The 23,142-nt window shown below is 72.9% G+C and carries 22 protein-coding genes; 12 read left to right on the forward strand and 10 right to left on the reverse strand.

What is annotated here, in order from left to right; genetic code table 11:
- Complete coding sequence (locus OHA65_RS23465; RefSeq protein ID WP_327285082.1) at positions 1 to 1,596, reverse strand: acyl-CoA carboxylase subunit beta; 1,596 nt, start codon at positions 1,594 to 1,596, stop codon at positions 1 to 3.
- A 131-nt stretch (positions 1,597 to 1,727) separates the two neighbouring features.
- Here OHA65_RS23465 and OHA65_RS23470 point away from each other — a divergent pair, with 131 nt between their 5' ends.
- From OHA65_RS23470 to hutH, 5 genes are all read left to right on the forward strand, one after another.
- The gene (locus OHA65_RS23470; RefSeq protein ID WP_327285083.1) at positions 1,728 to 2,606 is read left to right on the forward strand and encodes a biotin--[acetyl-CoA-carboxylase] ligase; all 879 of its coding nucleotides are present in this window, start codon (positions 1,728 to 1,730) and stop codon (positions 2,604 to 2,606) included.
- A 130-nt stretch (positions 2,607 to 2,736) separates the two neighbouring features.
- Entirely contained in the window at positions 2,737 to 3,888 is a 1,152-nt protein-coding gene (locus OHA65_RS23475) for an adenylate/guanylate cyclase domain-containing protein (protein ID WP_054221244.1), read from the forward strand.
- Between the two features lie 24 nt (positions 3,889 to 3,912).
- The gene (locus tag OHA65_RS23480; protein WP_327285084.1) at positions 3,913 to 4,695 is read left to right on the forward strand and encodes an enoyl-CoA hydratase-related protein; all 783 of its coding nucleotides are present in this window, start codon (positions 3,913 to 3,915) and stop codon (positions 4,693 to 4,695) included.
- A 397-nt stretch (positions 4,696 to 5,092) separates the two neighbouring features.
- A complete protein-coding gene (locus OHA65_RS23485; RefSeq protein ID WP_328763450.1) occupies positions 5,093 to 6,211 on the forward strand; it encodes a GGDEF domain-containing protein in 1,119 nt (372 codons plus the stop codon).
- A gap of 72 nt (positions 6,212 to 6,283) precedes the next feature.
- On the forward strand, positions 6,284 to 7,825 hold the full coding sequence (gene hutH / locus OHA65_RS23490) for a histidine ammonia-lyase (protein ID WP_327285759.1): 1,542 nt from the start codon (positions 6,284 to 6,286) through the stop codon (positions 7,823 to 7,825).
- Between the two features lie 90 nt (positions 7,826 to 7,915).
- Here hutH and OHA65_RS23495 read toward each other — a convergent pair whose 3' ends face one another.
- Complete coding sequence (locus tag OHA65_RS23495) at positions 7,916 to 8,278, reverse strand: hypothetical protein (RefSeq protein WP_327285085.1); 363 nt, start codon at positions 8,276 to 8,278, stop codon at positions 7,916 to 7,918.
- Positions 8,279 to 8,424: 146 nt separating this feature from the next.
- Here OHA65_RS23495 and OHA65_RS23500 point away from each other — a divergent pair, with 146 nt between their 5' ends.
- From OHA65_RS23500 to OHA65_RS23510, 3 genes are all read left to right on the forward strand, one after another.
- Positions 8,425 to 8,730 (forward strand): hypothetical protein, encoded by a 306-nt coding sequence (locus OHA65_RS23500; RefSeq protein WP_327285086.1) that lies wholly within the window; start codon positions 8,425 to 8,427, stop codon positions 8,728 to 8,730.
- 145 nt (positions 8,731 to 8,875) lie between these two features.
- Complete coding sequence (locus tag OHA65_RS23505; RefSeq protein ID WP_327285087.1) at positions 8,876 to 10,147, forward strand: Ig-like domain-containing protein; 1,272 nt, start codon at positions 8,876 to 8,878, stop codon at positions 10,145 to 10,147.
- 112 nt (positions 10,148 to 10,259) lie between these two features.
- Positions 10,260 to 11,213 (forward strand): GNAT family N-acetyltransferase, encoded by a 954-nt coding sequence (locus OHA65_RS23510; RefSeq protein ID WP_405756474.1) that lies wholly within the window; start codon positions 10,260 to 10,262, stop codon positions 11,211 to 11,213.
- Here OHA65_RS23510 and OHA65_RS23515 read toward each other — a convergent pair.
- A complete protein-coding gene (locus OHA65_RS23515) occupies positions 11,203 to 12,150 on the reverse strand; it encodes a helix-turn-helix transcriptional regulator (RefSeq protein ID WP_329314380.1) in 948 nt (315 codons plus the stop codon). The genes OHA65_RS23510 and OHA65_RS23515 overlap by 11 nt on opposite strands.
- 176 nt (positions 12,151 to 12,326) lie before the next feature.
- On the opposite strand from OHA65_RS23515, the gene OHA65_RS23520 reads away from it, so the two are divergent.
- Positions 12,327 to 13,373: an NAD(P)-dependent alcohol dehydrogenase gene (locus OHA65_RS23520; protein WP_327285090.1), complete on the forward strand. Its 1,047-nt coding sequence runs from the start codon at positions 12,327 to 12,329 to the stop codon at positions 13,371 to 13,373.
- A 97-nt stretch (positions 13,374 to 13,470) separates the two neighbouring features.
- On the opposite strand, the gene msrA is transcribed toward OHA65_RS23520, so the two are convergent.
- From msrA to OHA65_RS23540, 4 genes are all read right to left on the reverse strand, one after another.
- Positions 13,471 to 14,136 carry a peptide-methionine (S)-S-oxide reductase MsrA gene (gene msrA, locus OHA65_RS23525; protein WP_327285091.1) on the reverse strand — a complete coding sequence of 222 codons (666 nt, stop codon included), beginning with the start codon at positions 14,134 to 14,136 and terminating at the stop codon, positions 13,471 to 13,473.
- Positions 14,137 to 14,246: 110 nt separating this feature from the next.
- Positions 14,247 to 15,401 (reverse strand): hypothetical protein, encoded by a 1,155-nt coding sequence (locus tag OHA65_RS23530; RefSeq protein WP_405756475.1) that lies wholly within the window; start codon positions 15,399 to 15,401, stop codon positions 14,247 to 14,249.
- Entirely contained in the window at positions 15,401 to 16,996 is a 1,596-nt protein-coding gene (locus OHA65_RS23535) for a M48 family metalloprotease (RefSeq protein WP_328763454.1), read from the reverse strand. The genes OHA65_RS23530 and OHA65_RS23535 overlap by 1 nt, the downstream gene beginning before the upstream one ends.
- Before the next feature lie 275 nt (positions 16,997 to 17,271).
- Positions 17,272 to 18,378: a hypothetical protein gene (locus OHA65_RS23540; protein WP_327285094.1), complete on the reverse strand. Its 1,107-nt coding sequence runs from the start codon at positions 18,376 to 18,378 to the stop codon at positions 17,272 to 17,274.
- Positions 18,379 to 18,473: 95 nt separating this feature from the next.
- On the opposite strand from OHA65_RS23540, the gene OHA65_RS23545 reads away from it, so the two are divergent.
- A complete protein-coding gene (locus OHA65_RS23545; protein WP_327285095.1) occupies positions 18,474 to 19,631 on the forward strand; it encodes a cystathionine gamma-synthase in 1,158 nt (385 codons plus the stop codon).
- Between the two features lie 40 nt (positions 19,632 to 19,671).
- On the opposite strand, the gene OHA65_RS23550 is transcribed toward OHA65_RS23545, so the two are convergent.
- The 3 genes from OHA65_RS23550 to OHA65_RS23560 all read right to left on the reverse strand — a co-directional run bounded on the left by OHA65_RS23550 (position 19,672) and on the right by OHA65_RS23560 (position 20,939).
- Complete coding sequence (locus OHA65_RS23550; protein WP_328763456.1) at positions 19,672 to 19,923, reverse strand: hypothetical protein; 252 nt, start codon at positions 19,921 to 19,923, stop codon at positions 19,672 to 19,674.
- Positions 19,920 to 20,348, reverse strand: a complete 429-nt coding sequence (locus OHA65_RS23555; protein WP_327285097.1) for a sigma factor-like helix-turn-helix DNA-binding protein — start codon at positions 20,346 to 20,348, stop codon at positions 19,920 to 19,922. Before OHA65_RS23555 ends, OHA65_RS23550 begins: the two co-directional genes overlap by 4 nt.
- Before the next feature lie 69 nt (positions 20,349 to 20,417).
- Positions 20,418 to 20,939: a MarR family transcriptional regulator gene (locus tag OHA65_RS23560; protein WP_327285098.1), complete on the reverse strand. Its 522-nt coding sequence runs from the start codon at positions 20,937 to 20,939 to the stop codon at positions 20,418 to 20,420.
- A gap of 301 nt (positions 20,940 to 21,240) precedes the next feature.
- Here OHA65_RS23560 and ilvA point away from each other — a divergent pair, with 301 nt between their 5' ends.
- Positions 21,241 to 22,476 (forward strand): threonine ammonia-lyase, encoded by a 1,236-nt coding sequence (gene ilvA, locus OHA65_RS23565; RefSeq protein ID WP_328763459.1) that lies wholly within the window; start codon positions 21,241 to 21,243, stop codon positions 22,474 to 22,476.
- Positions 22,477 to 22,600: 124 nt separating this feature from the next.
- Positions 22,601 to 23,119, forward strand: coding sequence for a hypothetical protein (locus OHA65_RS23570; protein ID WP_327285100.1), 519 nt, complete (start codon positions 22,601 to 22,603; stop codon positions 23,117 to 23,119).
- The last annotated feature ends 23 nt before the right edge of the window (positions 23,120 to 23,142 follow it).

Below are 23,142 nucleotides of genomic sequence, written 5' to 3' on the forward strand. Positions count from 1 at the left end.
CTACAGGGGGATGTTGCCGTGCTTCTTCGGGGGCAGGGACTCGCGCTTGGTGCGCAGCTGGCGCAGCCCCTTGACCACGTGCGTCCGGGTCTCCGACGGCATGGTCACCGCGTCGACGTACCCGCGCTCGGCGGCCGTGTACGGGTTCAGCAGGGTGTCCTCGTACTCGGCGATGAGCCGGGCCCGGGTCTCCTCGGCGGTGCCCGCCTCCTCCGCCTCCGCGATGGCGCGGCGGTGCAGGATGTTGACCGCGCCCTGCGCGCCCATGACGGCGATCTGCGCGGTCGGCCAGGCCAGGTTCAGGTCCGCGCCGAGGTGCTTGGAGCCCATGACGTCGTACGCGCCGCCGAAGGCCTTGCGGGTGATGACGGTGATCAGGGGGACGGTGGCCTCGGCGTACGCGTAGATCAGCTTCGCGCCGCGCCGGATGATTCCGTTGTACTCCTGGTCGGTGCCCGGCAGGAAGCCCGGGACGTCGACGAACGTCAGCACCGGGATGTTGAAGGCGTCGCAGGTCCGCACGAAACGGGCGGCCTTCTCGGACGCGTCGATGTCCAGGCAGCCGGCGAACTGCATCGGCTGGTTGGCGACGATGCCCACCGGGTGCCCCTCGACGCGGCCGAAGCCGGTGAGGATGTTCGGCGCGAACAGCGACTGCGTCTCCAGGAACTCCGCGTCGTCGAGCACGTGCTCGATCACGGTGTGCATGTCGTACGGCTGGTTCGCGCTGTCCGGGATCAGGACGTCGAGCTCGCGGTCGGTGTCGGAGACCTCCGTGTCCGCCTCTTCCGGGAAGGCCGGCGGCTCGGAGAGGTTGTTCGACGGCAGGTACGCCAGCAGGGACTTGACGTACTCGATGGCGTCCTTCTCGTCCCCGGCCATGTGGTGGGCCACGCCCGAGGTGGAGTTGTGGGTGCGGGCGCCGCCCAGCTCCTCGAAGCCCACGTCCTCGCCGGTGACCGTCTTGATGACGTCCGGGCCGGTGATGAACATGTGCGAGGTCTGATCGACCATCACGGTGAAGTCGGTGATGGCGGGGGAGTACACGGCGCCGCCGGCGCAGGGCCCGACGATCAGGCTGATCTGCGGGATCACGCCCGACGCGTGCACGTTCCGGCGGAAGATCTCGCCGTACATGCCCAGCGCGCTGACGCCCTCCTGGATGCGGGCGCCGCCGGAGTCGTTGATGCCGACGAGCGGGCAGCCGGTCTTCAGCGCGAAGTCCATGACCTTCATGATCTTCTGGCCGTAGACCTCGCCGAGGGCCCCGCCGAAGACGGTGAAGTCTTGCGAGAACACGGCCACCGGACGGCCGTCCACCGTGCCGTAGCCGGTGACGACGCCGTCGCCGTACGGCCGGGTCTTCTCCAGCCCGAAGGCGGTCGAGCGGTGCCGGGCGAACTCGTCGAGCTCGACGAAGGACCCCTCGTCCAGCAGCAGGGCGACCCGCTCACGCGCCGTCAGCTTCCCCTTGGCGTGCTGCTTCTCCACCGCGCGCGCGGACCCGGCGTGAGTGGCTTCGTCGATCCGGCGCTGCAGGTCCGCGATCTTGCCCGCGGTCGTGTGCATGTCGATCGGCTCTGAGGGTTGTGACATCGGGGTCGCGGCTCCCTGTGTGGTGTCAACTGCCTGGTCAATTGATTGACTACTGCTGGCTACTGGTGCGTAGCGTATCGGCGGGCATGGCGCTCGGCAGTGCGGCGTTTGACACACCTACTGTGGGTTGCATGACGCCATCAGATGCATCAGGAGGGGCTCCGTCCGGAGCCGCCGACAGCCGCTGGTCGAGCCTTGAGCGGCCTCCGTTGAACGCCGCCGCGCTGGAGCGGGCCCTCGTCACCGACGGGGGGCTGTGGTCCTCCGTCGAGGTGGTCGCCGCCACGGGGTCCACCAACACGGATCTCGCGGCCCGCGCCGGGCAGCTCCCCGAGGGGGCCGTGCTCGTCGCCGAGGAGCAGACCGCCGGGCGCGGGCGGCTCGACCGGAGCTGGGTCGCGCCCGCCCGGTCCGGGCTGTTCTTCTCCGTCCTGCTCAAGCCGGGCGGGGCCGTACCGCAGGAGCGGTGGGGGTGGCTGACCCTGCTCGCCGGGGTGGCCGCCGCGACCGGGCTGTCCCGGGCCGCCGGCGTGGACACCGCCCTCAAGTGGCCCAACGACCTGCTGATCACCGTGGACGGGGAGGAACGCAAGACCGGCGGCATCCTCGCCGAGCGGGTCGGCGACGGGGTCGTCATCGGGATCGGGCTCAACGTCACGCTGACCGAGGACGAGCTGCCGGTGCCGGAAGCCGGGTCGCTGATCCTGGCCAAGGCCGCCGTCACGGACCGAGAGCCCCTGCTGAAGGCCGTACTGCGCTCCCTGGAGCGCTGGTACGGGGACTGGCGGGCGGCCGGCGGGGATCCGGCCGCCAGCGGCCTCCAGGAGGCGTACGCGGCGGACTGCGTCACCCTCGGCCGGCACGTACGGGCCGACCTGCCGGGCGGCCGCACGCTCACCGGTACGGCCGAAGCGGTCGACGCGGACGGACGGCTCGTCGTCCGCAGCGCCGAGGACCGGCACGAGGCCGTGGGCGCCGGGGACGTCGTCCACCTGAGGTCGGTGCGCTAGCACGGCCGCGGCTGCGGAGAGTGGGGAGTGAGCTACGGCACACCTGCCGTATGGTTTAGGCGATCCCGGTCCTCCCGGTGATCACCCGGTTCGGCAGGGCAGTGCGCACGGAATGGACAGGAGGCGGCCCTTGACCGTCGACGACCCTACGTCCGGCGCGTCCACCCCCGGGCCCGGTCCGGGGACTCCCATCGGACGCGACCAGCACACTCCCCACCACGAGGTCGACCACACCGCACAGCCGACGGCGGACCCGCTCGCCATCCGGCTGGAGCAGCTGATCCTCGGCGCGGAGCGCCGGTACACCCCCTTCCAGGCGGCCCGCAGCGCCGGCGTCTCGATGGAGCTCGCCTCCCGCTTCTGGCGGGCCATGGGCTTCGCGGACATCGGTCAGGCCAAGGCCCTCACGGAGGCCGACGTACTGGCGCTGCGCCGCCTCGCCGGCCTCGTCGAAGCCGGCCTGCTGAGCGAGCCCATGGCCGTACAGGTCGCGCGGTCCACCGGGCAGACCACCGCCCGGCTGGCCGAATGGCAGATCGATTCCTTCCTGGAGGGCCTGACGGAGCCGCCGGAGCCGGGCATGACCCGTACGGAGGTCACGTACCCGCTGGTGGAGCTGCTGCTGCCCGAGCTGGAGGAGTTCCTCGTCTACGTGTGGCGGCGCCAGCTGGCGGCGGCCACCGGACGCGTGGTGCAGGTCGCGGACGACGAGGAGATGGTCGACCGGCGGCTCGCGGTGGGCTTCGCGGACCTCGTCGGCTTCACGCGGCTGACGCGGCGGCTGGAGGAGGAAGAGCTCGGCGAGCTCGTCGAGTCCTTCGAGACGACGTCCGCGGACCTGGTGGCCGCGCACGGCGGCCGGCTGATCAAGACGCTGGGCGACGAGGTGCTGTACTGCGCCGACGACGCGGCCACGGCCGCGGAGATCGCGCTGCGGCTCATCGAGACGATGGAAGCCGACGCCCAGATGCCGGAGCTGCGCGTCGGCATAGCGTTCGGGACGGTCACGACCCGGATGGGCGACGTCTTCGGGACCACCGTGAACCTGGCCTCGCGACTGACGTCCATAGCGCCGAAGGACGCCGTGCTCGTCGACGGGGCCATGGCGGAGGAGCTCGGGCGGACGGGCGCGGCGCCGGTGTCCGAGAAGGAGGCCGAGGCCGAGGAGGGCGGCGGGACGTACCGCTTCGCGCTCCAGCCGATGTGGCAGCGGCCGGTGCGCGGGCTGGGCGTCGTGGAGCCCTGGTCGCTGACGCGGCGGAAGCCTAAGATCCCCGGGTAACGTTCGTTAACCGGGAGGGTCTCTGTGTCTGAGTTCGTGACTGTGCGCCGGCATGACGACGGGGTCGCGGAGCTGGTCCTGGACCGGCCCAAGGCGATGAACGCCGTCTCGACGGATATGGCGCGGGCCATCGGCGACGCCTGCGCGGCGCTCGCGGCGGACGCGTCGGTACGGGTGGTCGTGCTCTCCTCGGCGGCGGAACGCGCCTTCTGCGTCGGGGCCGACCTCAAGGAGCGCAACTCCCTGACGGACGCCGAGCTGGTGCAGCAGCGGCCGACCACGCGGGGCGCCTACGGGGGCGTACTGGAACTCCCGATGCCGACGATCGCGGCGGTGCACGGGTTCGCGCTGGGCGGCGGCTTCGAGCTGGCGCTGGCCTGCGACGTGATCGTGGCCGACGAGACGGCGGTGGTCGGCCTGCCGGAGGTTTCCGTGGGCGTGATCCCCGGCGGCGGGGGCACGCAGCTGCTGCCGCGGCGCGTGGGCGCGGCGCGGGCGGCGGAACTGATCTTCACGGCGCGGCGGGTCGAGGCGGCCGAGGCGCTGGCGCTCGGCCTGGTGGACTCGCTGGTCCCGGCGGGCACGGACCGTGACGAGGCGCTCGCCCTGGCCGGGCGGATGGCCGCGAACTCCCCGGTGGGGCTGCGGGCGGCGAAGCGGGCGCTGCGGCTGGGGCACGGGATGGACCTGACGGCCGGGCTGGAGATCGAGGACGCGGCCTGGCGGACGGTGGCGTTCTCCGGCGACCGCGCGGAGGGCGTGGCGGCGTTCAACGAAAAGCGCCGTCCGAACTGGCCGGGCCGCTAGCCACCCGCGAACGGATCCGCCAGGGCCTGCGCAGCCGTCCCGTGCGGGGCCCGCTCGGCCGTGCGGGGCCCCGGCGGGGCAGGGCCGGCGCGGGTGGGGTGCCGGTGTCGAGGCTGGTCGGGTGGGCTTCGGGTGGGCCGGTGCGGCAGATCCAGCCCCGCCGGCCGCCTCTGTCCCCGCCAGCCGCCTCCGTCCCCGTCTGGTGCCTCCGTCCCTGTCCGGCCCGGCCCGGGGCAGATCCAGCCCCGCCGGCGTTCGAGGCGCGGAGGTCCGGGGCCGGACGCCGAGGGTGGTGCCGGCGCCTTACGGGGCCCGGGTCCCGGTAGCGGCGCCGTGGGCGGATCTGCCCCGTCGGGGGATCGGTGGCGCTGGGTCGGAAACTCCCTAACCTGGGATGATGGGAGTCGACGGGCGGCTGCGAGCCGTCGTGGGCCTGGCGCAGGCCATGGCCGCCGCATCCGCGCCGCGGGACAGCGTCCGGGCCGCCGCCCGCGGGGCCCGTCTCGCGATGGACGGCTCGTTCGCCGCGATCTCCGCCTGGGAGCGCGAGCGCGGCCGTCTACGGGTGCTCGTCAACGAGGGTGAGCGCCGCGCCGGCGAGGAGGAGTTCCCCGAGGACGAGTCCTACCCCGTCCACGACTTCCCCGAGATCACCGAGTTCCTGCACGAGCGGTGGGTCGGCGGCGGTGGCCCCCACGCCTGGGTGGAGAGCGCCGACGGCGGCCGTCCCGGCCGGCGCGGCGAGGCGCTGCGCCGCCGCCGCCGCGGGACCTGCGTCGTCGCGCCCATCGTGCTCAGCGGCCGCGCCTGGGGCGAGCTGTACGTCGCCCGCGACGAGGGCCTGCCCGGCTTCGACCGCGACGACGCCGAGTTCGCGACCGTCCTGGCGGCGGTCGTCGCGGCCGGCCTCGCGCAGAACGAGCGGCTCGAAGAGGCGCGGCGGCTCGCGTTCACCGATCCGCTGACCGGGCTGGCCAACCGGCGGGCCGTCGACATGCGCCTCGACGAAGCCTTGGAGGAGCACCGGCGCAACGCGGCCGTGGTCAGTCTGGTGGTGTGTGACCTGAACGGCCTCAAGAAGGTCAACGACACCCTCGGGCACGCCATGGGCGACCGGCTGCTGGAGCGGTTCGGGTCGGTGCTGAGCCTGTGCGGGGCCATGTTGCCCGGCGCGCTCGTCGCCCGGCTCGGCGGCGACGAGTTCTGTCTGGTGAGCGTCGGGCCCGCGGCCGATGAGGTGGTTCGGGTGACGGATGAGCTGTGCCTGCGGGCCGCCGAGCTGGAGCTGGGGGAGGGCGTGGCCTGCGGGGTGGCGTCCACGGGGGATCCGATCGGGCCCGTGAAGTCGTCCCGGCGGCTGTTCCGGCTGGCCGACGCCGCGCAGTACAAAGCCAAGGCCGCGCGGTCGCCGAAGCCCGTGGTCGCGGGCCGGGACACCGCCGTCGTCCGGATGGCCGACGCCGCCCAGGAGGAGGCGGCCGGTGAGCGCCGGCGCTTCCGGGGCCGGGTGACGTAGTGGCGTAAGGGGCCCTCGTGAAACTCGCTAGTGACATGAAGCGATTCAGTCCGTAGGCTGCTGAATATGGATATGCACACTGTCGTGGTGGGGACCTCCGGGACCACCGCCGAGGACGTCATCGCCGTCGCCCGCGGCAACGCGCGGATCGAGCTGTCCGGCGAGGCGCTCGACGCCCTCGCCCGTGCCCGCGAGATCGTCGATGCCCTCGCCGCCAAGCCCGAACCCGTCTACGGGGTGTCCACCGGTTTCGGCGCCCTCGCCTCCCGGCACATCAGCCCCGAGCTGCGCGCCCAGCTCCAGCGCAACATCGTCCGCTCGCACGCCGCCGGCATGGGCCCGCGCGTCGAGCGGGAGGTCGTGCGCGCCCTGATGTTCCTGCGGCTGAAGACCGTCGCCTCCGGTCACACCGGCGTCCGGCCGTCCGTCGCGCAGACGATGGTCGACGTGCTCAACGCGGGCATCACCCCCGTCGTCCACGAGTACGGCTCGCTCGGCTGCTCGGGTGACCTCGCGCCGCTCTCGCACTGCGCGCTCACCCTGATGGGCGAAGGTGACGCCGAGGGCCCGGACGGGGTCGTGCGCCCCGCCGGGGAGCTCCTCGCCGAGGCCGGGATCAAGCCGGTCGAGCTGAAGGAGAAGGAGGGCCTCGCCCTCCTCAACGGCACCGACGGCATGCTCGGCATGCTGGTCATGGCCCTCGCCGACCTCGACAAGCTGTACAAGTCCGCCGACATCACCGCCGCGCTGACCCTTGAGGGTCTGCTCGGCACCGAGAAGGTGCTCGCGCCCGAGCTGCACGCCATCCGCCCGCACCCGGGCCAGGGCGCCTCCGCCGCGAACATGGCCGCCGTCCTGAAGGGCTCCGGGCTGGTCCGGCACTTCCAGGAGGAGTCCGCCCCGCGCGTGCAGGACGCGTACTCGGTGCGCTGCGCCCCGCAGGTCGCCGGCGCGGGCCGGGACACCATGGCGCACGCCGCCCTGGTGGCCTCGCGCGAGCTGGCCTCCGCCGTCGACAACCCGGTGGTGCTGCCCGACGGCCGTGTGGAGTCGAACGGCAACTTCCACGGCGCGCCGGTCGCGTACGTCCTGGACTTCCTGGCCATCGCGGCGGCCGACCTCGGCTCCATCGCCGAGCGCCGCACCGACCGGCTGCTGGACAAGAACCGCTCGCACGGCCTGCCGCCGTTCCTCGCGGACGACGCCGGCGTCGACTCCGGTCTGATGATCGCCCAGTACACGCAGGCCGCCCTGGTCAGCGAGATGAAGCGGCTGGCCGTGCCGGCCTCCGCCGATTCGATCCCGTCCTCCGCCATGCAGGAGGACCACGTTTCGATGGGCTGGTCGGCCGCGCGCAAGCTCCGTACCGCCATCGACAACCTGACCCGGATCATCGCGATCGAGCTGTACGCGGCCACCCGGGCCATCGAGCTCCGCCACGGGCTCACCCCGGCCCCGGCCAGCCAGGCGGCCATCGCCGCGACGCGGGCGGCCGGTGTGGAGGGTCCCGGGCCGGATCGTTTCCTCGCCCCCGACCTGGCAGCGGCCGACGCGTTCGTCCGTACGGGCGGCCTCGTCGCCGCGGTGGAGCCGGTGACGGGCCCGCTCGCCTGACGGGCCTGCCGAAGCCGTGAAGGGCCGCCTCCGGGAAATCTCCCGGGGGCGGCCCTTCCGGCGTGTACGGGACCTGCGCGGCCGGGGCGGCTACGCGCGCGAGCGGCGCACGGAGTACGTGACGAAACCGGCTCCGAGGCCCAGGCAGAGCGTGCCGCCCAGCAGGTACGGGGTGGTGTCGATCCCACCGGTGTCGGCGAGCCCCAGGGAGACCTGGCCGGCGCTCTGGGCTCCGGCGGCCGTGGTGTCGGCCGGGTCCTCCGCGAGGCCGGTCACCGCTCCGGGGCCGGACGTGTTCGCGGACTCCGGCGCCGCGTCGGAAGTGGAACCGGACGTAGTGGAACCGGGCGCCGCGGACCCGGGTGCGGTGGCGTTGGCCGAGGGTACGAACCAGAGGGCGGCGAGGAGGCTGGTCGCTCCGAGAGCCGTGAGCAGCGGTCGACGTGCGGACACGGTGCGATCCCCCTTGCGGACGCAGCGAATTGGCCGTGTGCGGTGATGCTACGGACAAGGGCGGGTCGCGGGAAAGTCGGGGCTTCCGCGGGCTTACTCTCCGTCGTATGAACCCTTCTGACACATCACGATACGTACGGCTTCGGGTGGATTTGGTACTGGAGGTGCCCGACCCCGAGGCGCTCACCGGGGCCGCACTCGCGCACATCGAGGCTGACGAGTTCATGCCGGACGAGGAGCGCGGCCACGCCGAGTCGGCCGTGCGGGAGGACGAATCGGAGGCGCTCGCGTACCTCGTCGACCCCACTGACCTGGTCGCGGACATTCCCGGCGTGGAGCTTGCGCAGGCCTCGTGGAGCAGCGAGCCCGTCGAATACGACCCCGAGGCCATGGAGTGGGACCTGGGCGAGGAAGATGGGGACTACGAGGAAGAGACGACCGACAACGCCTGACCGTGTGGTTGCACACATTCAAACGGAATGTGGAACCGATCCGGGCCTCAAACGCGTTGACTGGTGCGAGGCAGGGGGCGTGTCCCCCTGCCCCGATCGGGGCACCGCCCGGCTCCGGCCGGGGAAGCTCGGGGGTTCAGCAACGATGGAGTGGCGTGTGAGGACGGACAGGAAGCGGCGGAAGAGGTCCCTGGTGGCCATATCCGCCGTACTCGGTGGCGTGCTGGTTCTCTCGGCGTGCGGCGGTGGAGACGACAAGCCCAAGGGCGGCGGGGACGGCAACGGCAAGTCCCAGTCGGACGTGGACGCGGCTGCGGCCAAGGACGCCTCCAAGGCCAAGATGACGATCACGCCGAAGGACGGGGCGACCAACGTCGGCCTGAACGACGCGACGAACGTCGCCGTCAGCGACGGCACCCTCACCGCGGTCGAGCTGAAGACCTCCGAGGGCGCGGCCGTGGCCGGCAAGATATCCGCCGACGGCAAGAGCTGGAAGCCGGAAGCCGCACTGAAGCGCTCGACGAAGTACGCCCTGTCGGCGACCGCCAAGGACGCGAGCGGCAAGGAGGCGCACGAGAACACCTCCTTCACCACCGTCTCCCCGGAGAACAGCTTCGTCGGCTCGTTCATACCGGACGACGGCCAGACCGTCGGCGTGGGCATGCCGGTCTCGATCACCTTCAACAAGCCGATCAAGGACATGAAGGCCGTCCAGGCGGCGATCAACGTCACCTCCAGCAGCGGCCAGGAGGTCGTCGGGCACTGGTTCAGCCCGCAGCGCCTGGACTTCCGCCCCGAGCAGTACTGGCAGGCGGGCTCCACCGTCACCCTGAAGCTGGCGCTTGAGGGCGTGCAGGGCGCCCCCGGCGTCCAGGGCGTGCAGAACCGGACGGCCACCTTCAAGATCGGCCGCAGCCAGGTCTCCACGGTCGACGCGAAGACGAAGAAGATGACCGTCACCCGCGACGGCGCGGTCCTCAAGACCATCCCGATCTCGGCGGGCTCCCCGGAGAACCCGACGTACAACGGCCAGATGGTGATCTCCGAGAAGTTCAAGGAGACCCGGATGGACGGCTCCACCGTCGGCTTCAAGAACAGCGAGGGCAAGGGCGAGTACGACATCAAGGACGTCCCGCACGCGATGCGGCTGTCCGAGTCGGGCACGTTCATCCACGGCAACTACTGGGGAGCGGACTCGATCTTCGGCAGCGCGAACACGAGCCACGGCTGTGTCGGTCTGAACGACGCCCAGGGCGCCAACGACCCGAACCAGCCCGCGGCCTGGTTCTTCGACAACTCGCTCATCGGCGACGTCGTCACGGTGGTCAACTCGCCGGACAAGACCATCAAGCCGGAAAACGGCCTCAACGGCTGGAACATGAGCTGGGCGGACTGGAAGGCCGGCACGGCCTCCTGACCCGGTCCGACGGCAGCACGACGTAGATGGCGGGGAGCCCCTGGCGGGCTCCCCGCCATCCGTCGTGAAACCCCCGCGCGCGGGCAGCGGGCCCCCGCTAGGGTCCGAGATCATGACGATCCGCACCCTGACCACGCCCCCTTCGGCCGCTGAGGCGGAGGCCTGGCTCGCGGTCCTGACCGCCGCCCAGGCGGTCGACCTGCCGCAGCTCCCTCCCCCGTCCCGGACGGAGGTCGTCGGGCGGCTGCGCGTGGCACCCGCCCGCGGCCGGGCCGCACTGTGGGCGGCGGACGAGGGCGTCGCGGGCCTCCTGCTGTTCACCGACGAGGCCAACCGGCACACCGCTTTCCTCGACGTGCTGGCCGTACGCCCGGACGCGCGCCGACGCGGTCTCGGCACTGCCTTGTGGCAGCGGGTCCGCGAGAGGCTGCTGTCCGAGGGCCGTAGCTCGGTCTCCGCCCTCGTGGACCTCGGCGGCCCGGGCGAGGCCTTCGCCCGCTCCCTGGGCTTCGCCAACGTCCTGCACATGGCTTGGTACGTCCAGGACGTGCCGGCGGTCCTCCCGCCCCGGCCCGACGTCCCGGCGGGCTACGCGATGCTGTGCTGGCCCGGCCTCGTACCGGACGCGTGGGCTGCTGCGGCGGCCCGCGCCCACGCCGCGATGGAGGACGCGCCCAGCGGCGAACTCGATGAACGGATCGAGCCCTGGACTCCTCGGCGCCTGCACGCGGCCCAGCAGTTGGTCCTGGACCGCGGGGGCGCCCTGACCACGGTCGCCGCGGTCACCCCCGGCGGCGAGGTGGCGGCGTACACGGAACTGGTCCTCCCGGACCCGACGGGCCCGCACGCCGTCCAGTACGACACGGTGGTCGTGCCCGAGCACCGGGGCCGTGGGCTCGGACGCGCGGTGAAGCTCCGCATGCTCGCCGAGGTGAGCGCCCGCCACCCGTCCCTGGCCACCATCGGCACGACCGTGGCCGACGAGAACACGCCGATGCGGGCGGTGAACGAGTCCCTCGGCTACCGCCGCGAGCGCGACACGGGGTACTTCCAGTTCACGCTGTAGCGGCGGGGTCACGCGGACCCTGGCGGTCCCGTGGGCCCTGCCGGTCCCGCGGATCCTGCGGCGCGTTGCGCGCTCCCGCCTCACCGGCGGGGGCCGACCACGACGACAGCATGCGCAGGGCATCCTCCGAAGGAGAGCCCGGCGCCGCGTGGTAGGTGACCAAGACCTGCGCGGAGTCGCCCGGCAGGACCAGCGTCTCGAAGGACAGTGACAGTTCACCGACCAGCGGGTGCCGCAGCATCTTCACCCCGTGCGTCTTGTTGTCCGCCAGCGTGTGCGCCGCCCACAGCCGGCGGAACTCCTCGTTCTTCACCGACAACTCACCGACCAGTGCCGACAGCTGTTCGTCGTCCGGATGTTCGCCCGCGTACATGCGCAGACTGCTCACGACCCGGCAGGCCAGGCAGTCCCAATCCGCGTACAGCTCCGCCGCCGCCGGGTCCAGGAACACCAGCCGCACCAGGTTCCGCTCCTGCGGCGGCAGCGCGCCGAAGTCCCCGAACACCGCCGCGGCCAGCCGGTTCCACCCGATGACGTCCTGCCGCCGCCCCAGCAGGTACGCCGGTACACCGTCCATCGCGTCCAGCAGCGTCCGGAGCTCGGGGCGGACCTGCTCCTGCCGGTGGGGCTGTCGGCGCGGCCTGCGGAGCCGGGGGCTGGCCAGATGCGTCAGGTGGGCCGTCTCCGTGCCGTCCAGGCGGAGCGCCCGGGCGATCGCGTCGAGCACCTCCGCCGACACGTTCTGTCCGTGCCCCTGTTCGAGCCGCGTGTAGTACGCGACCGAGACCCCCGCCAGCTGCGCCAGCTCCTCGCGGCGCAGCCCGGGCACGCGGCGGTGGCGCCCGTAGTCCGGCAGGCCCACGTCCGCGGGGCGCAGTCGCGCACGGCGGGAACGCAGGAACTCGCCCAGTTCGGCACGCTGATCAAGCTGGTCCATGACGCCAGTATCGCCGGGCGGCCGGCCCGGTACGGGCCGTGTTCCTGACCCCGCCAGGGGTAGGACCGCCAGGCCTAGGCAGGGCAGGGGACTGGGTGCCGGGCGTCCGGCACGGCATCGTTGACCGCACCGCAGAGAGTCAGCAGATCTTCAGCAGCGTTCGAGGAGTCCTCCCCATGTCCGTCACCCAGGTCGCCGCCTACGCCGCTCCCGCGGCCAAGGCCCCGCTGGAGCGCACCACCGTCCCGCGCCGCCCCGTCGGCGAGCACGACGTCCTCATCGAGATCAAGTACGCCGGCATATGCCACTCCGACATCCACCAGGTCCGCGACGGCTGGGGCGAGGGCATCTACCCCATGGTCCCGGGCCACGAGATCGCCGGTGTCGTCACCGAAGTCGGTCCGGGCGTCGCGAAGTTCGCGGTCGGCGACCACGTCGGCGTCGGCTGCTTCGTCGACTCCTGCCGCGCGTGCGAGTACTGCCTGCGCGGGCAGGAGCAGTACTGCGTCAAGGGCATGACCGGCACGTACAACGCCCGCGACGAGCAGGGCGAGCCCACGTACGGCGGCTACTCCACGCATGTCGTCGTCGATGAGAACTACACCGTCCGCATCCCCGACGGCCTGGCCCTCGACGTCGCCGCGCCGCTGCTGTGCGCCGGGATCACCCTCTACTCCCCGCTCAAGCACTGGCAGGCGGGCCCCGGCAAGAAGGTCGCGATCGTCGGCCTCGGTGGTCTCGGCCACATGGGCGTGAAGATCGCGGCAGCCCTCGGCGCCGAGGTCACCGTCCTCTCGCAGTCGCTGCGCAAGCAGGAGGACGGCCTGCGGCTGGGCGCCTCGCACTACTACGCCACGAGCGACGAGAGCACGTTCGAGAAGCTGGCCGGCAGCTTCGACCTGGTCATCTCGACCGTGTCGGCCCCCCTGGGCCTCGACGCGTACCTCGGCCTGCTGAAGGTCGATGGGGCGCTGGTGAACGTCGGCGCCCCGGAGGAGCCGGTCGAGCTGAGCCTGTTCTCCGTCATCACCGGCCGCAAGACACTCGCCGGCTCGATGATCGGAGGGATCGCGGAGACCCAGGAAATGCTGGACTTCTGCGCCGAGCACGGTCTGGGCTCGGAGATCGAACTGATCCGCGCCGACGAGATCAACGACGCGTACGAACGCGTCCTGTCCAGCGACGTCCGCTACCGCTTCGTGATCGACGCGTCCACGATCTGACCCGCCGCGCCGAGCCCGCTGCCCGTCCCTACGAGGACGGGCAGCGCATCCGCTGCCGAGCTCGCCGATGAGGGCGGCGCCGGGGGCCGGCGGAGGGTCAGCCCTCGGCCTTGGCCACTCCGATGGGGCACGAGACCCCCGTGCCGCCGATGCCGCAGTAGCCGCCGGGGTTCTTGTCCAGGTACTGCTGGTGGTAGGGCTCCGCGGGCCAGAACGGGCGCTCCGCGGCCGGGAGGACCGCCGTCGTGATGTCGCCGTGGCCCGAGGACGTCAGGACCTGCTGGTACGCCGACCTGGAGGCTTCGGCCTGCGCCTGCTGGGCCTCGGAGTGGGTGTACACCGCCGAGCGGTACTGGGTGCCGACGTCATTGCCCTGGCGGAAGCCCTGGGTCGGGTCGTGGGACTCCCAGAACAGCTTCAGGAGGACCGGGTACGAGACCTGCGCCGGGTCGAAGACCACGCGGACGACCTCCGTGTGGCCGGTCAGGCCCGAGCAGACCTCCTCGTAGGTCGGGTTCTCGGTGAAGCCGCCCTGGTAGCCGGCCAGCGTGGTCCACACCCCCGGGGTCTGCCAGAACTTGCGCTCGGCGCCCCAGAAGCAGCCCAGGCCGAAGTCGGCCACTTCGAGCCCGGCCGGGTACGGGCCGGCGAGGGGGTTGCCGAGGACCGTGTGCCGGTCCGGGAGCGGGAACTGCGGGGTCGCGCGGCCCTGGAGGGCCTCCTCGCGGGTGGGGAGCTCGGGCGTGCGGCGGTACGAGAACATGGATTCCCTCCTAGTGGTTCTCCCTCAACGGACGGGGGCGGGCCGGGATTCCCCCCTGCCCGCCCCCGCCCGCCGCGTCACACTTCCGTCATTTCTTCATCGCCCGCCGCTCACGCGTCGTTGCCGGCCGTAGCCAGCACCGCCCAGTTCCGTGCGTACAGGTACCGGCCCTTCGGCGTCCCCGAGTAGTACCAGGGCAGCGCGCCGATGTACCCGTCGACGACGCGGAACTGCTCCACGGCCTCCGCGTCCCGGTCCTGCCAGAACAGCAGCCATGCCAGGACGTGCCGCAGCCTGATCGTCCGCCGGTCGGCGGGGTCGGCCGCCGCCAGGTCCGCGAGCGCCGCGTCGACCGCCGCGCACACCCCCGGCTCCTTGAAGAAGGTCTCCGGCACGAGCTCCTTCTCGTGCAGCTCCTGCTCGATGTACGCGACCAGCGGCAGCAGCGACAGCAGCTCGCCGGGTGCGCCCGAGGCCGCCGACGCGCGGGCGAAGTCCAGCGCGAGCTCGTGCGAGCCGCGCCACTTGCGGCACCAGTACTGCAGGGCGGTGGTGTGCGCGGTGAGGATCTTCGGGTCGCGCCCGGTGATCTGCGCCCACAGCTCTTCGTACTGCTCGTGCGGGTAGCCCAGGCCCTGCGCGATGGGCTGCTCCACCATGTACGGGACCGGGTCGGCCGGGTCGGCCAGCCGCTGCGCCGCGTGCGCGGACTCCTGCGCCTTGAGCAGCAGGTTGTGGAAGAGGCGGAACTGCTCCTGCGTCGTGCGGCTGCCGGCCTGGCTGCCGCGTACGTCCCAGGCGACGTTCACGGCGGTGTCGGCGTCGACCAGAGCCGCCGTCGCGTCGGACGGGCGGGCCGCACGCCAGGCCAACAGGAACGCGTCGTCCTGCGCCGCGACCTCGGCCAGGGCGCGGACGCGCTGCCAGCGCTCGTCCCAGTCCTGGCCGGCCGCCGCCACGTAGGCGGCGCCCGCCTCCCAGTCGCCGGAGCGGACGGCCGCGACGGCCGCCGCCTTCTCCGGCGGTACCGGCTGGGCGTTCTCGGTGTCGAGGTCGGCCTCGGCGACGAAGCCCAGCGCGACGACCGCGGCCGCGTCCCGCGCCCTCTTCTCGGCCTTCTCCGCGTCGGTGCGGGCCCCCGCGGCGCCCGGGGTCGCCGCCCCGGCGGCGTCGATGCGGCCCTGGAGCGTCTTGGTGCGGGCGGTGAGGAAGCGGTAGCCGACGCCGCCGAGGGCGAGGACACCGAAAATGATCAGTCCGAGCATCAGGCAAGCACCAGCTTCCGCAGGGGTTCGGTGTCGGGCTGGTCCGCGACGAAGGCGTCCAGGGCGAGGTCCAGCTGGTCCTCGAAACCGTCGGTCGGGTAGGCCAGGGCGGCCGACTCGGACCAGGACAGCTGCCAACGGGCGGCGCCGCGGGCCGTCAGCTCGGCGGTGACCAGCTGCTTCGCGGCGCGCCGCAGGACGGGGCGGGTGAACTCGCGGGCGGCGCGCCCGGTGGCGGCCGCCGCCTGCTCCGACTTCGGGAAGCGGTCGGCGATCCGCCAGCGCAGCGCCGGGTCGGTGTCGACGGCGTCGAGCAGGCCGGCGAGGTCCGGGGCCGCGCCCTCGGCGGTGGCGGCCTCGCGGAGCTCCTGCGCGCCGTGGCCGACGTACCGGGTCATGCTCTCGTGGACGAGGTCCGCCCAGTCCCGCCGGGTCAGGGCGAGCGCCTCCGGGGTCAGGACCTCCTGTTCCAGCGCGGCCAGCGCGGCCTCGGGGGAGGAGAGGAGCTCCAGCGCCGGGCGGGCCGCGAGGCCGCCGCGGCCGTCGTCGGGCAGGGCCTCGATGCGGGCCACGCGTTCGGCGAGCGCCGGGTGGGAGTCGTAGGGGGAGGTGGGCTCGGTCGACAGCTCGCGGCGCAGCTCGTCCAGTTCGTCCGAGCGGGCGTCGAGGAGCTGGCGCAGACCGCCGAAGACCTGGCCGGGGGGCGGCAGCAGGCCGGCGCCGACGCCGAGGGTGGCGTACGAGTCCATGTAGAAGCCGTGCGCCGGGCCGATGGCGTTGAGCTCGCGCAGCGCGGAGGCGGCGGAGTCGCGGCCGGCGACGCGCACCGAGGCGAGGTCGGCGGCGAGTTCCTGGCGGCGGCTGCCGGCGAGGGTGGCGCGCATGTAGAAGTGCGCGTACCCCGTGTAGATCTTCGCCATGGCCCGGTACATCGCGCCCTGGCCGGCGGTGTCGACCTCCTTGGCCTTCTTGCCCTTCGCGAGCCGCTCCTCGGCGGCCTTCTCCTGCCGTGCGCGTTCCTTGGCGACCTTGGTGTCGGCGCGGTCGTGGAAGTGCCCGATGGTGCGGATCAGCTGGGCGCGGCCGCGGGCGATCAGCGGGGTGAGGCGGGTGTCGAGGTTGGCGTAGTGGCCCATTTCGTGGGCGAGCACGGCGCGCAGCTGCATTTCGTCCAGGCCGGTCATCAGGGGCAGGCCGAGGTAGAGGCGGCGGGTGCCGGGCAGCAGGCCGAGCAGCCGGGAGTCCTCGCTGACGGCCGCGTTGACCTCGTCGATCAGCAGGATCTCGTCGGGGGCGCGGGTGCCGACCTGGGCGGCGACGTCGCGGACCGCCTGCCACAGGACGGGTTCCTGCTGTTCGGTGACGGGGACGCCGGGCTGCGGGTCGTCCTTGGGAGTGCGGAGCATGAACATGCCGCGCACGATCGGGACCGCGAGGACCACCGAGACGATGAGGACCTTGACGGCGATGCCGCCGTGCAGCCAGGTGACGGTGGCCCAGTCGGCGGCCGCGAGCACGGCCAGCAGGACGAGGCCGAGCAGGTAGAAGCCTGCGAGCAGGACGAGAGCGCGCAGCGCGCGCAGTGAAGCGCCCATATGGACGGATCCCCGCACGGGATGAAGTGGTGCAGGTGTAGACGGTGCAGATGCTGCGGGCGCGTAGCGGGTGTGCGGCGGTCGGCCGGTCCCGGGTGGTCGCGCCGGGAAATCATGGGGCCCGCAGCTCTTTACGGCAACCTTATTTGGCGTGATGGGGTAGGTGGGTGCCCGGGGGGTGGCTCCCGCCTGCCGGCGGCCGGCGCGTCACCTGCAGCGCCGTACCGCACTGACGGCACCGCAGCGCCGTCACCGCACTGACGGCACCGCAGCCGTCAGTGCGGCAGCGTCGCGGGGGAGCCGCCGTTGGCCTCGTAGCCCGCCACTGCCAGGGCGCGGTACACCGCGTACTGCGCCGCCGGGTCCGGGGAGACCGACCACGGGAGGGCGCCGACGCAGCCGTCGATGTGGCGGACCTGCTCCATCGCCTCCGCCCAGCGTTCCATCGGCACCAGGAACGACAGCAGCATGTGCCGTACGTGCGCGAGCATCGGGTCGTCCGGGCGCGCGGTGTGCACCGCGTACAGCGCACCCTCCACCGCCCGGGTCACCACGGCGCCCTGCCAGAAGTTCGTCAGCACGACCTCCGGAACGTGCTCGTACACCGCGAACAGCGGCAGCGCCGCCAGCAGCGAGCCCTGCGGGGCGCGGGCCGCCGCCGCGTGCGCGAAGGCGTCCGCCTTCTCCCGCGAGCCGTGCCACTTCTCGCACCAGTAGTGCAGCGCGGCCAGGTGCGCGCCCATGTGCGCCGGCGCCACGTCGATGACCTTCGCCCAGAGCGCGTCGAACTCCGCCTCCGCGTACCCGAGCGCCCGCGCCACCGCCAGCTCCGTGATGTACGGGACGGGGTCGCCCGGTGCCAGCAGCGCCGCCTTGCGGCACGCCTCCCGGGCCTCCTCCAGGATGATCCGGTGGTCCGTGGAGCCCACGCCGCCCGAATGCCGCCACGCCTGCTGCACCAGCAGTTCCGCGTGCACCTGCGCGCCGCCCGCGTCCTTCTCCGCCTCCAGCCGCCAGGCCTTCAACCACCGCGCGCCGACCCCGGGCTCCGCGACGAGCTCCAGGGCCGCGGCCCCGCCGAAGGCCTGGACCCGCTGCCAGCGCAGCTCGCCCTCCTTGGGGGTGCCCGCCAGCAGTTGGGACGCGGCCTGCCAGCGGCCGGTGCGCTGCACGGCCTCCAGGGCGTCCATCAGGTCCTCGTCCGGGCCCGGGACCCGGATGTCGAGGTGCTCCTGGCGGGCGAATCCGTAGTTCTCGGGGTCGGCCGCGTCAGGGCTGCCCGGCGCGACCAGGCGTACGCCGCCGCCCCGCCTGCGCCGTATGTACGGGCTGAAGGCGGCCACGAGCAGGCCCATTGCGAGCAGGAACCACAGAATCTCCATGTCCCCCAGCGAACCAGACGCACCCGCGCCAAGGCCAATGCCGCCCCAGTGGGTGTGCGGTGGGCGCGTCGGCGGCCGGGGCTTAGGCTCTGCCCATGAGCGACGACAGCCACGAGCACCAGAGCTTCGAGACCCGCGCGATCCACGCGGGCAACACGGCGGACCCGCTGACCGGCGCGGTCGTGCCCCCGATCTACCAGGTGTCCACGTACAAGCAGGACGGCGTCGGCGGACTGCGTGGCGGCTACGAGTACAGCCGCAGCGCGAACCCGACCCGTACCGCGCTGGAGGAGAACCTCGCGGCGCTGGAGGGCGGCCGGCGCGGCCTCGCCTTCGCGTCCGGGCTCGCCGCCGAGGACTGCCTGCTGCGTACGCTGCTCGCCCCGGGCGACCACGTGGTCATCCCGAACGACGCGTACGGCGGCACCTTCCGCCTCTTCGCGAAGGTCGTCTCCCGCTGGGGCGTCGAGTGGTCGGTGGCCGACACCTCCGACCCGGAGTCCGTACGGGCCGCCCTGACTCCGAAGACGAAGGTCATTTGGGTCGAGACCCCGTCCAACCCGCTGCTCGGCATCACCGACATCGCCGTCGTCGCCGACATCGCGCGCTCGGCCGGCGCCAAGCTGGTCGTGGACAACACCTTCGCCTCGCCCTACCTCCAGCAGCCCCTCGCGCTCGGCGCGGACGTGGTCGTGCACTCGCTGACCAAGTACATGGGCGGCCACTCCGACGTCGTCGGCGGCGCGCTGGTCACCGCCGACGCGGCACTGGGCGAGGAACTGGCCTACCACCAGAACGCGATGGGCGCCGTGGCCGGTCCCTTCGACTCGTGGATCGTGCTGCGCGGCATCAAGACGCTGGCCGTGCGCATGGACCGGCACGCGCAGAACGCGGCGAAGGTCGCCGAGATGCTGACCCGCCACCCCAAGGTGCACAAGGTCCTCTACCCGGGCCTGGCCGAGCACCCGGGCCACGAGATCGCCGCCAAGCAGATGCGCAACTTCGGCGGCATGATCTCCTTCCAGGTCACCGGCGGCGAGGAGGAGGCCGTCGCGGTCTGCGCCCGCACCAAGATCTTCACCCTGGCCGAGTCCCTCGGCGGCGTCGAGTCCCTCATCGAGCACCCGGGCCGCATGACCCACGCCTCGGTGGCCGGTTCGGCCCTGGAGGTCCCGGCGGACCTGGTCCGCCTGTCCGTCGGCATCGAGAACGCCGACGACCTGCTGGCGGACCTGGCCCAGGCCCTCGGCTAGCAGCCGCGTACGCCCGGCGGCAACTGCCGCCGGGCGGTGGCTACCAGCCCTCCAGGGGCGGGGAGACACCGCTCGGCGGCACCTCCCACGGGCGGACCGTCCAGGCCCACACCGCGAAGGCCGCCGCCGCCGCGACCAGCAGGGTCCAGCCGACCCGGCGCAGGGCCCGGCGGCGGCGCAGCATCCGGTCCCCGCGGGCCGCGGCGCTCGCCGCGAACCCGGCCGGGACCGCCGGATGGGGGCCCTCCAGCAGCCGCCTGACCCGGTCCTCCTTGCGGTCGGGGGCGCTCACGCGGCCTCCTGGGACCGCACTGCGGCCACGGCCCTGGTGCACACCGCCCGGACCCGGTCGACCGGCAGCCCCAGCTGGGCGGCCGTGACCTCCTCCGCGACGCCCTCGTACACGCGCAGGACCAGTACGAGCCGTTCCAGCGGGCCGAGCGGCGCGAGGAGCCCCGTACCGCCGTGGTGGCGCCAGCCGGTGCGGGCGAACGCGGCGCACAGTTCCTGACGGGTGTGGTCGTAGGGGTCGTCGCCGCGCACCCGGCGCCAGTCGGCGTACGTACGGGCCAACGCGCCCGCGAGCAGCCGGCGGGCGGCGACGGGCTCGGTCCGCGGCTCTGCCGTCAGCAGGACGGCGACGTGCAGGAGCCGCCCCGCCGCGCCCGCGACGAAGGCTTCGAACTCCGCATAGGCGCGCCGCCCGTGGCCGTCCACAGGCCACATAGTGCGGGCAGCGGGACCGCCCCGGTCAAGAGGTCGGACGGCCCCGGCTCGTACGGGAGTTCAGGAAGCGGGGCCCGCCTCCGAGGCGGCGCCCATGAGCTCCGACAGCGAGCCGTTGAAACGGGTGAGCAGCGAGGTGAACGACTCGCGTTCGTCCTCGGTCCAGCCGTCGGTCACGCGGGCCATCAGCTCGCGCCGCGAGGAGCGGACCTCCTCCAGCCGGGAGAGGCCGCGCGGCGAGAGCGCGAGGACCACGGCCCGTCCGTCCTCCGGGTGCGAAGTGCGCTTGACGAGGCCGCTGTCGACGAGCGGCGCGACCTGGCGGGTGACCGTGGAGGAATCGATGCCCATGCCGCAGGCGAGCGCCTTGACGCCCATCGGGCCTTCCAGGTCGAGCCGGTTCAGCAGCAGGTACGCGGCGCGGTCCATCGAGTTGCGGGCCTGGCCGACCCCGCCCAGGCGGGTCTGCTCGGCGCGCCGGGCGAAGACGGCCACCTGGTGCTGGAGCGAGTCGAGGAGACCGGCTCCGGCGGGTGCCTCGCCCGCCGTGGGCAGGTCGGAATTGGCCGGGTTGGAGGGCATGGCCGTGAGCTCTCTTCGCGTGGGGCCGACAAGGATGGGGGACAGAGTACGCGGCCGTCGGGCGCCCCGTACGCCTCGTACGAGAACTGGTGCGGGCGGTACGGACCAAGGCGCCGGGCCCGTCCCGGATGGCGGGATTTCGCCCCCTGTGGCCCGTACCGGCCACCCCCACTCGGGGGCGTAGGACGCCCCTCGCCCCGGGCGCGCACCACCCCGCCCGGAAGGCTCGGCTCCGCGGCGGGCTGCGCTGCGGGTTCGGCGGCCCGGGGCCGCGGTCCGCGAGGGCTGCGAGACTGGCGGCATGAACTACCGCGTGCCCGTGCCCGTCCCCCAGGTCATCCTCGACGACGTCAAGGGGGCCCAGAAGATGCTCTCGGGCGTCGCCCGGGTCACGCCGATGGAAGGCAGCAGGCACCTCTCCTCCCTCACGGGCTCCCCGGTCCACTTCAAGTGCGAGAACCTCCAGCGGACCGGCTCCTTCAAGCTGCGCGGCGCGTACGTGCGCATCGCGGGCCTGCGCCCCGAGCAGCGGGCCGCAGGCGTGGTCGCGGCCAGTGCCGGCAACCACGCACAGGGCGTGGCCCTGGCCTCCTCCCTCCTCGGCGTCCGCTCGACGGTGTTCATGCCGGTCGGGGCGCCGTTGCCGAAGGTGGCGGCGACCCGGGAGTACGGGGCCGAGGTGCGGATGTACGGGCAGGTCGTCGACGAGACGCTGGCCGCGGCCCAGGACTACGCGGACCGCACCGGGGCGGTGTTCATCCACCCCTTCGACCACCGCGACATCATCGCCGGCCAGGGCACCGTCGGCCTGGAGATCCTGGAGCAGTGCCCGGAGGTCCGCACGATCCTCGTCGGCATCGGTGGCGGCGGCCTCGCGGCGGGCGTCGCGGTCGCGGTGAAGGCCCTGCGGCCCGACGTCAAGGTGATCGGCGTCCAGGCGGAGGGCGCGGCCGCCTACCCGCCCTCGCTGAGGGTCGGGCACCCGGTCTCGATCGACGACCCGGCCACGATGGCCGACGGCATCAAGGTGGGCCGCCCCGGCGACGTCCCGTTCCGCATCATTGCGGAGCTCCTCGACGGCGTCCGCACCGTCTCCGAGGACGACCTCTCCAGCGCCCTGCTGCTCTGCCTGGAGCGCGCCAAGATGGTCGTCGAGCCGGCCGGGTGCAGCCCCGTGGCCGCCCTGCTGAGCCGGCCCGAGCTGTACGGGGGCGGCGGCCCGGTGGTCGCGGTCCTGTCCGGCGGGAACGTCGATCCGCTGCTCCTCCAGCGGATCCTGCGGCACGGCATGGCCGCGGCGGGCCGCTACCTCTCGCTGCGGCTGCGCGTGGCCGACCGGCCGGGCGCACTGGCCGGGCTCCTGGGGGTGCTGTCGGCGGCGGACGCGAACGTGCTGGACGTGAGCCACGTACGGACCGACCCGCGGCTGGGGCTCACGGAGGTGGAGGTGGAGCTGCGGCTGGAGACGAAGGGCCCGGAGCACTGCGCCGAGGTCGCGCGGTCCCTGCACGCGGCCGGATACACGGTGATGAGTTAGCACCTGTCCCTGTTCGTCCCCCCGATCGGTGACGACGGTGTGCGGAAACGGTGATACGGGTGTGCGGAATCCGGCCGGGTGTGTGAGACTCCCGGCCACATTCACATGGGGTGGGAGTCTCTCCGTGCACATTCGCGTCAGGCCGCAGACGGCCGCAGTCATCGCTCTGGCCGCGTCCGCGGCCCTGGTCCTCACGGGCTGCTCGTCCGACGACGGCTCCGCCTCGTCGGCGCCCAAGGCCGGCTCCGGCCAGTCGCAGCCGGCCAAGCCCTCCGCGAAGCCCACGGCCAAGGGGACCGGAGCGCCGCTCAGCCGGGACGCCGTGGACGAGGAGGTCAGATCGTCACTGCGCGCGGCGGGTCTGGACCCCGAAAAGGGGAAGGGCTCGGGCGACACGAAGGGCACGAAGAACGCCAGCCTGGTCGACTGGACCGCGGTCCTGAGCACGCAGCAGGCGGAGTGGGCCGTGCCGCGATTCGGGGAGCAGCTCAAGCACCTCGGCTGGCGGGAGACGGCGCCCCAGAGCTACGAGAAGACGGACTGGGTGCTGCTGATCGGCAGCGCGAAGACGTCGGCCACGGTGAACCTGCGCACGGGCGAGAGCCTGCTCACCGTGAACGTCACCTACCTCGGCGCGGGCTGACGTACGCACGGCAGTGCGACGGC

Source organism: Streptomyces sp. NBC_00045 (genome assembly GCF_045041095.1).
GTDB lineage: Bacteria > Actinomycetota > Actinomycetes > Streptomycetales > Streptomycetaceae > Streptomyces.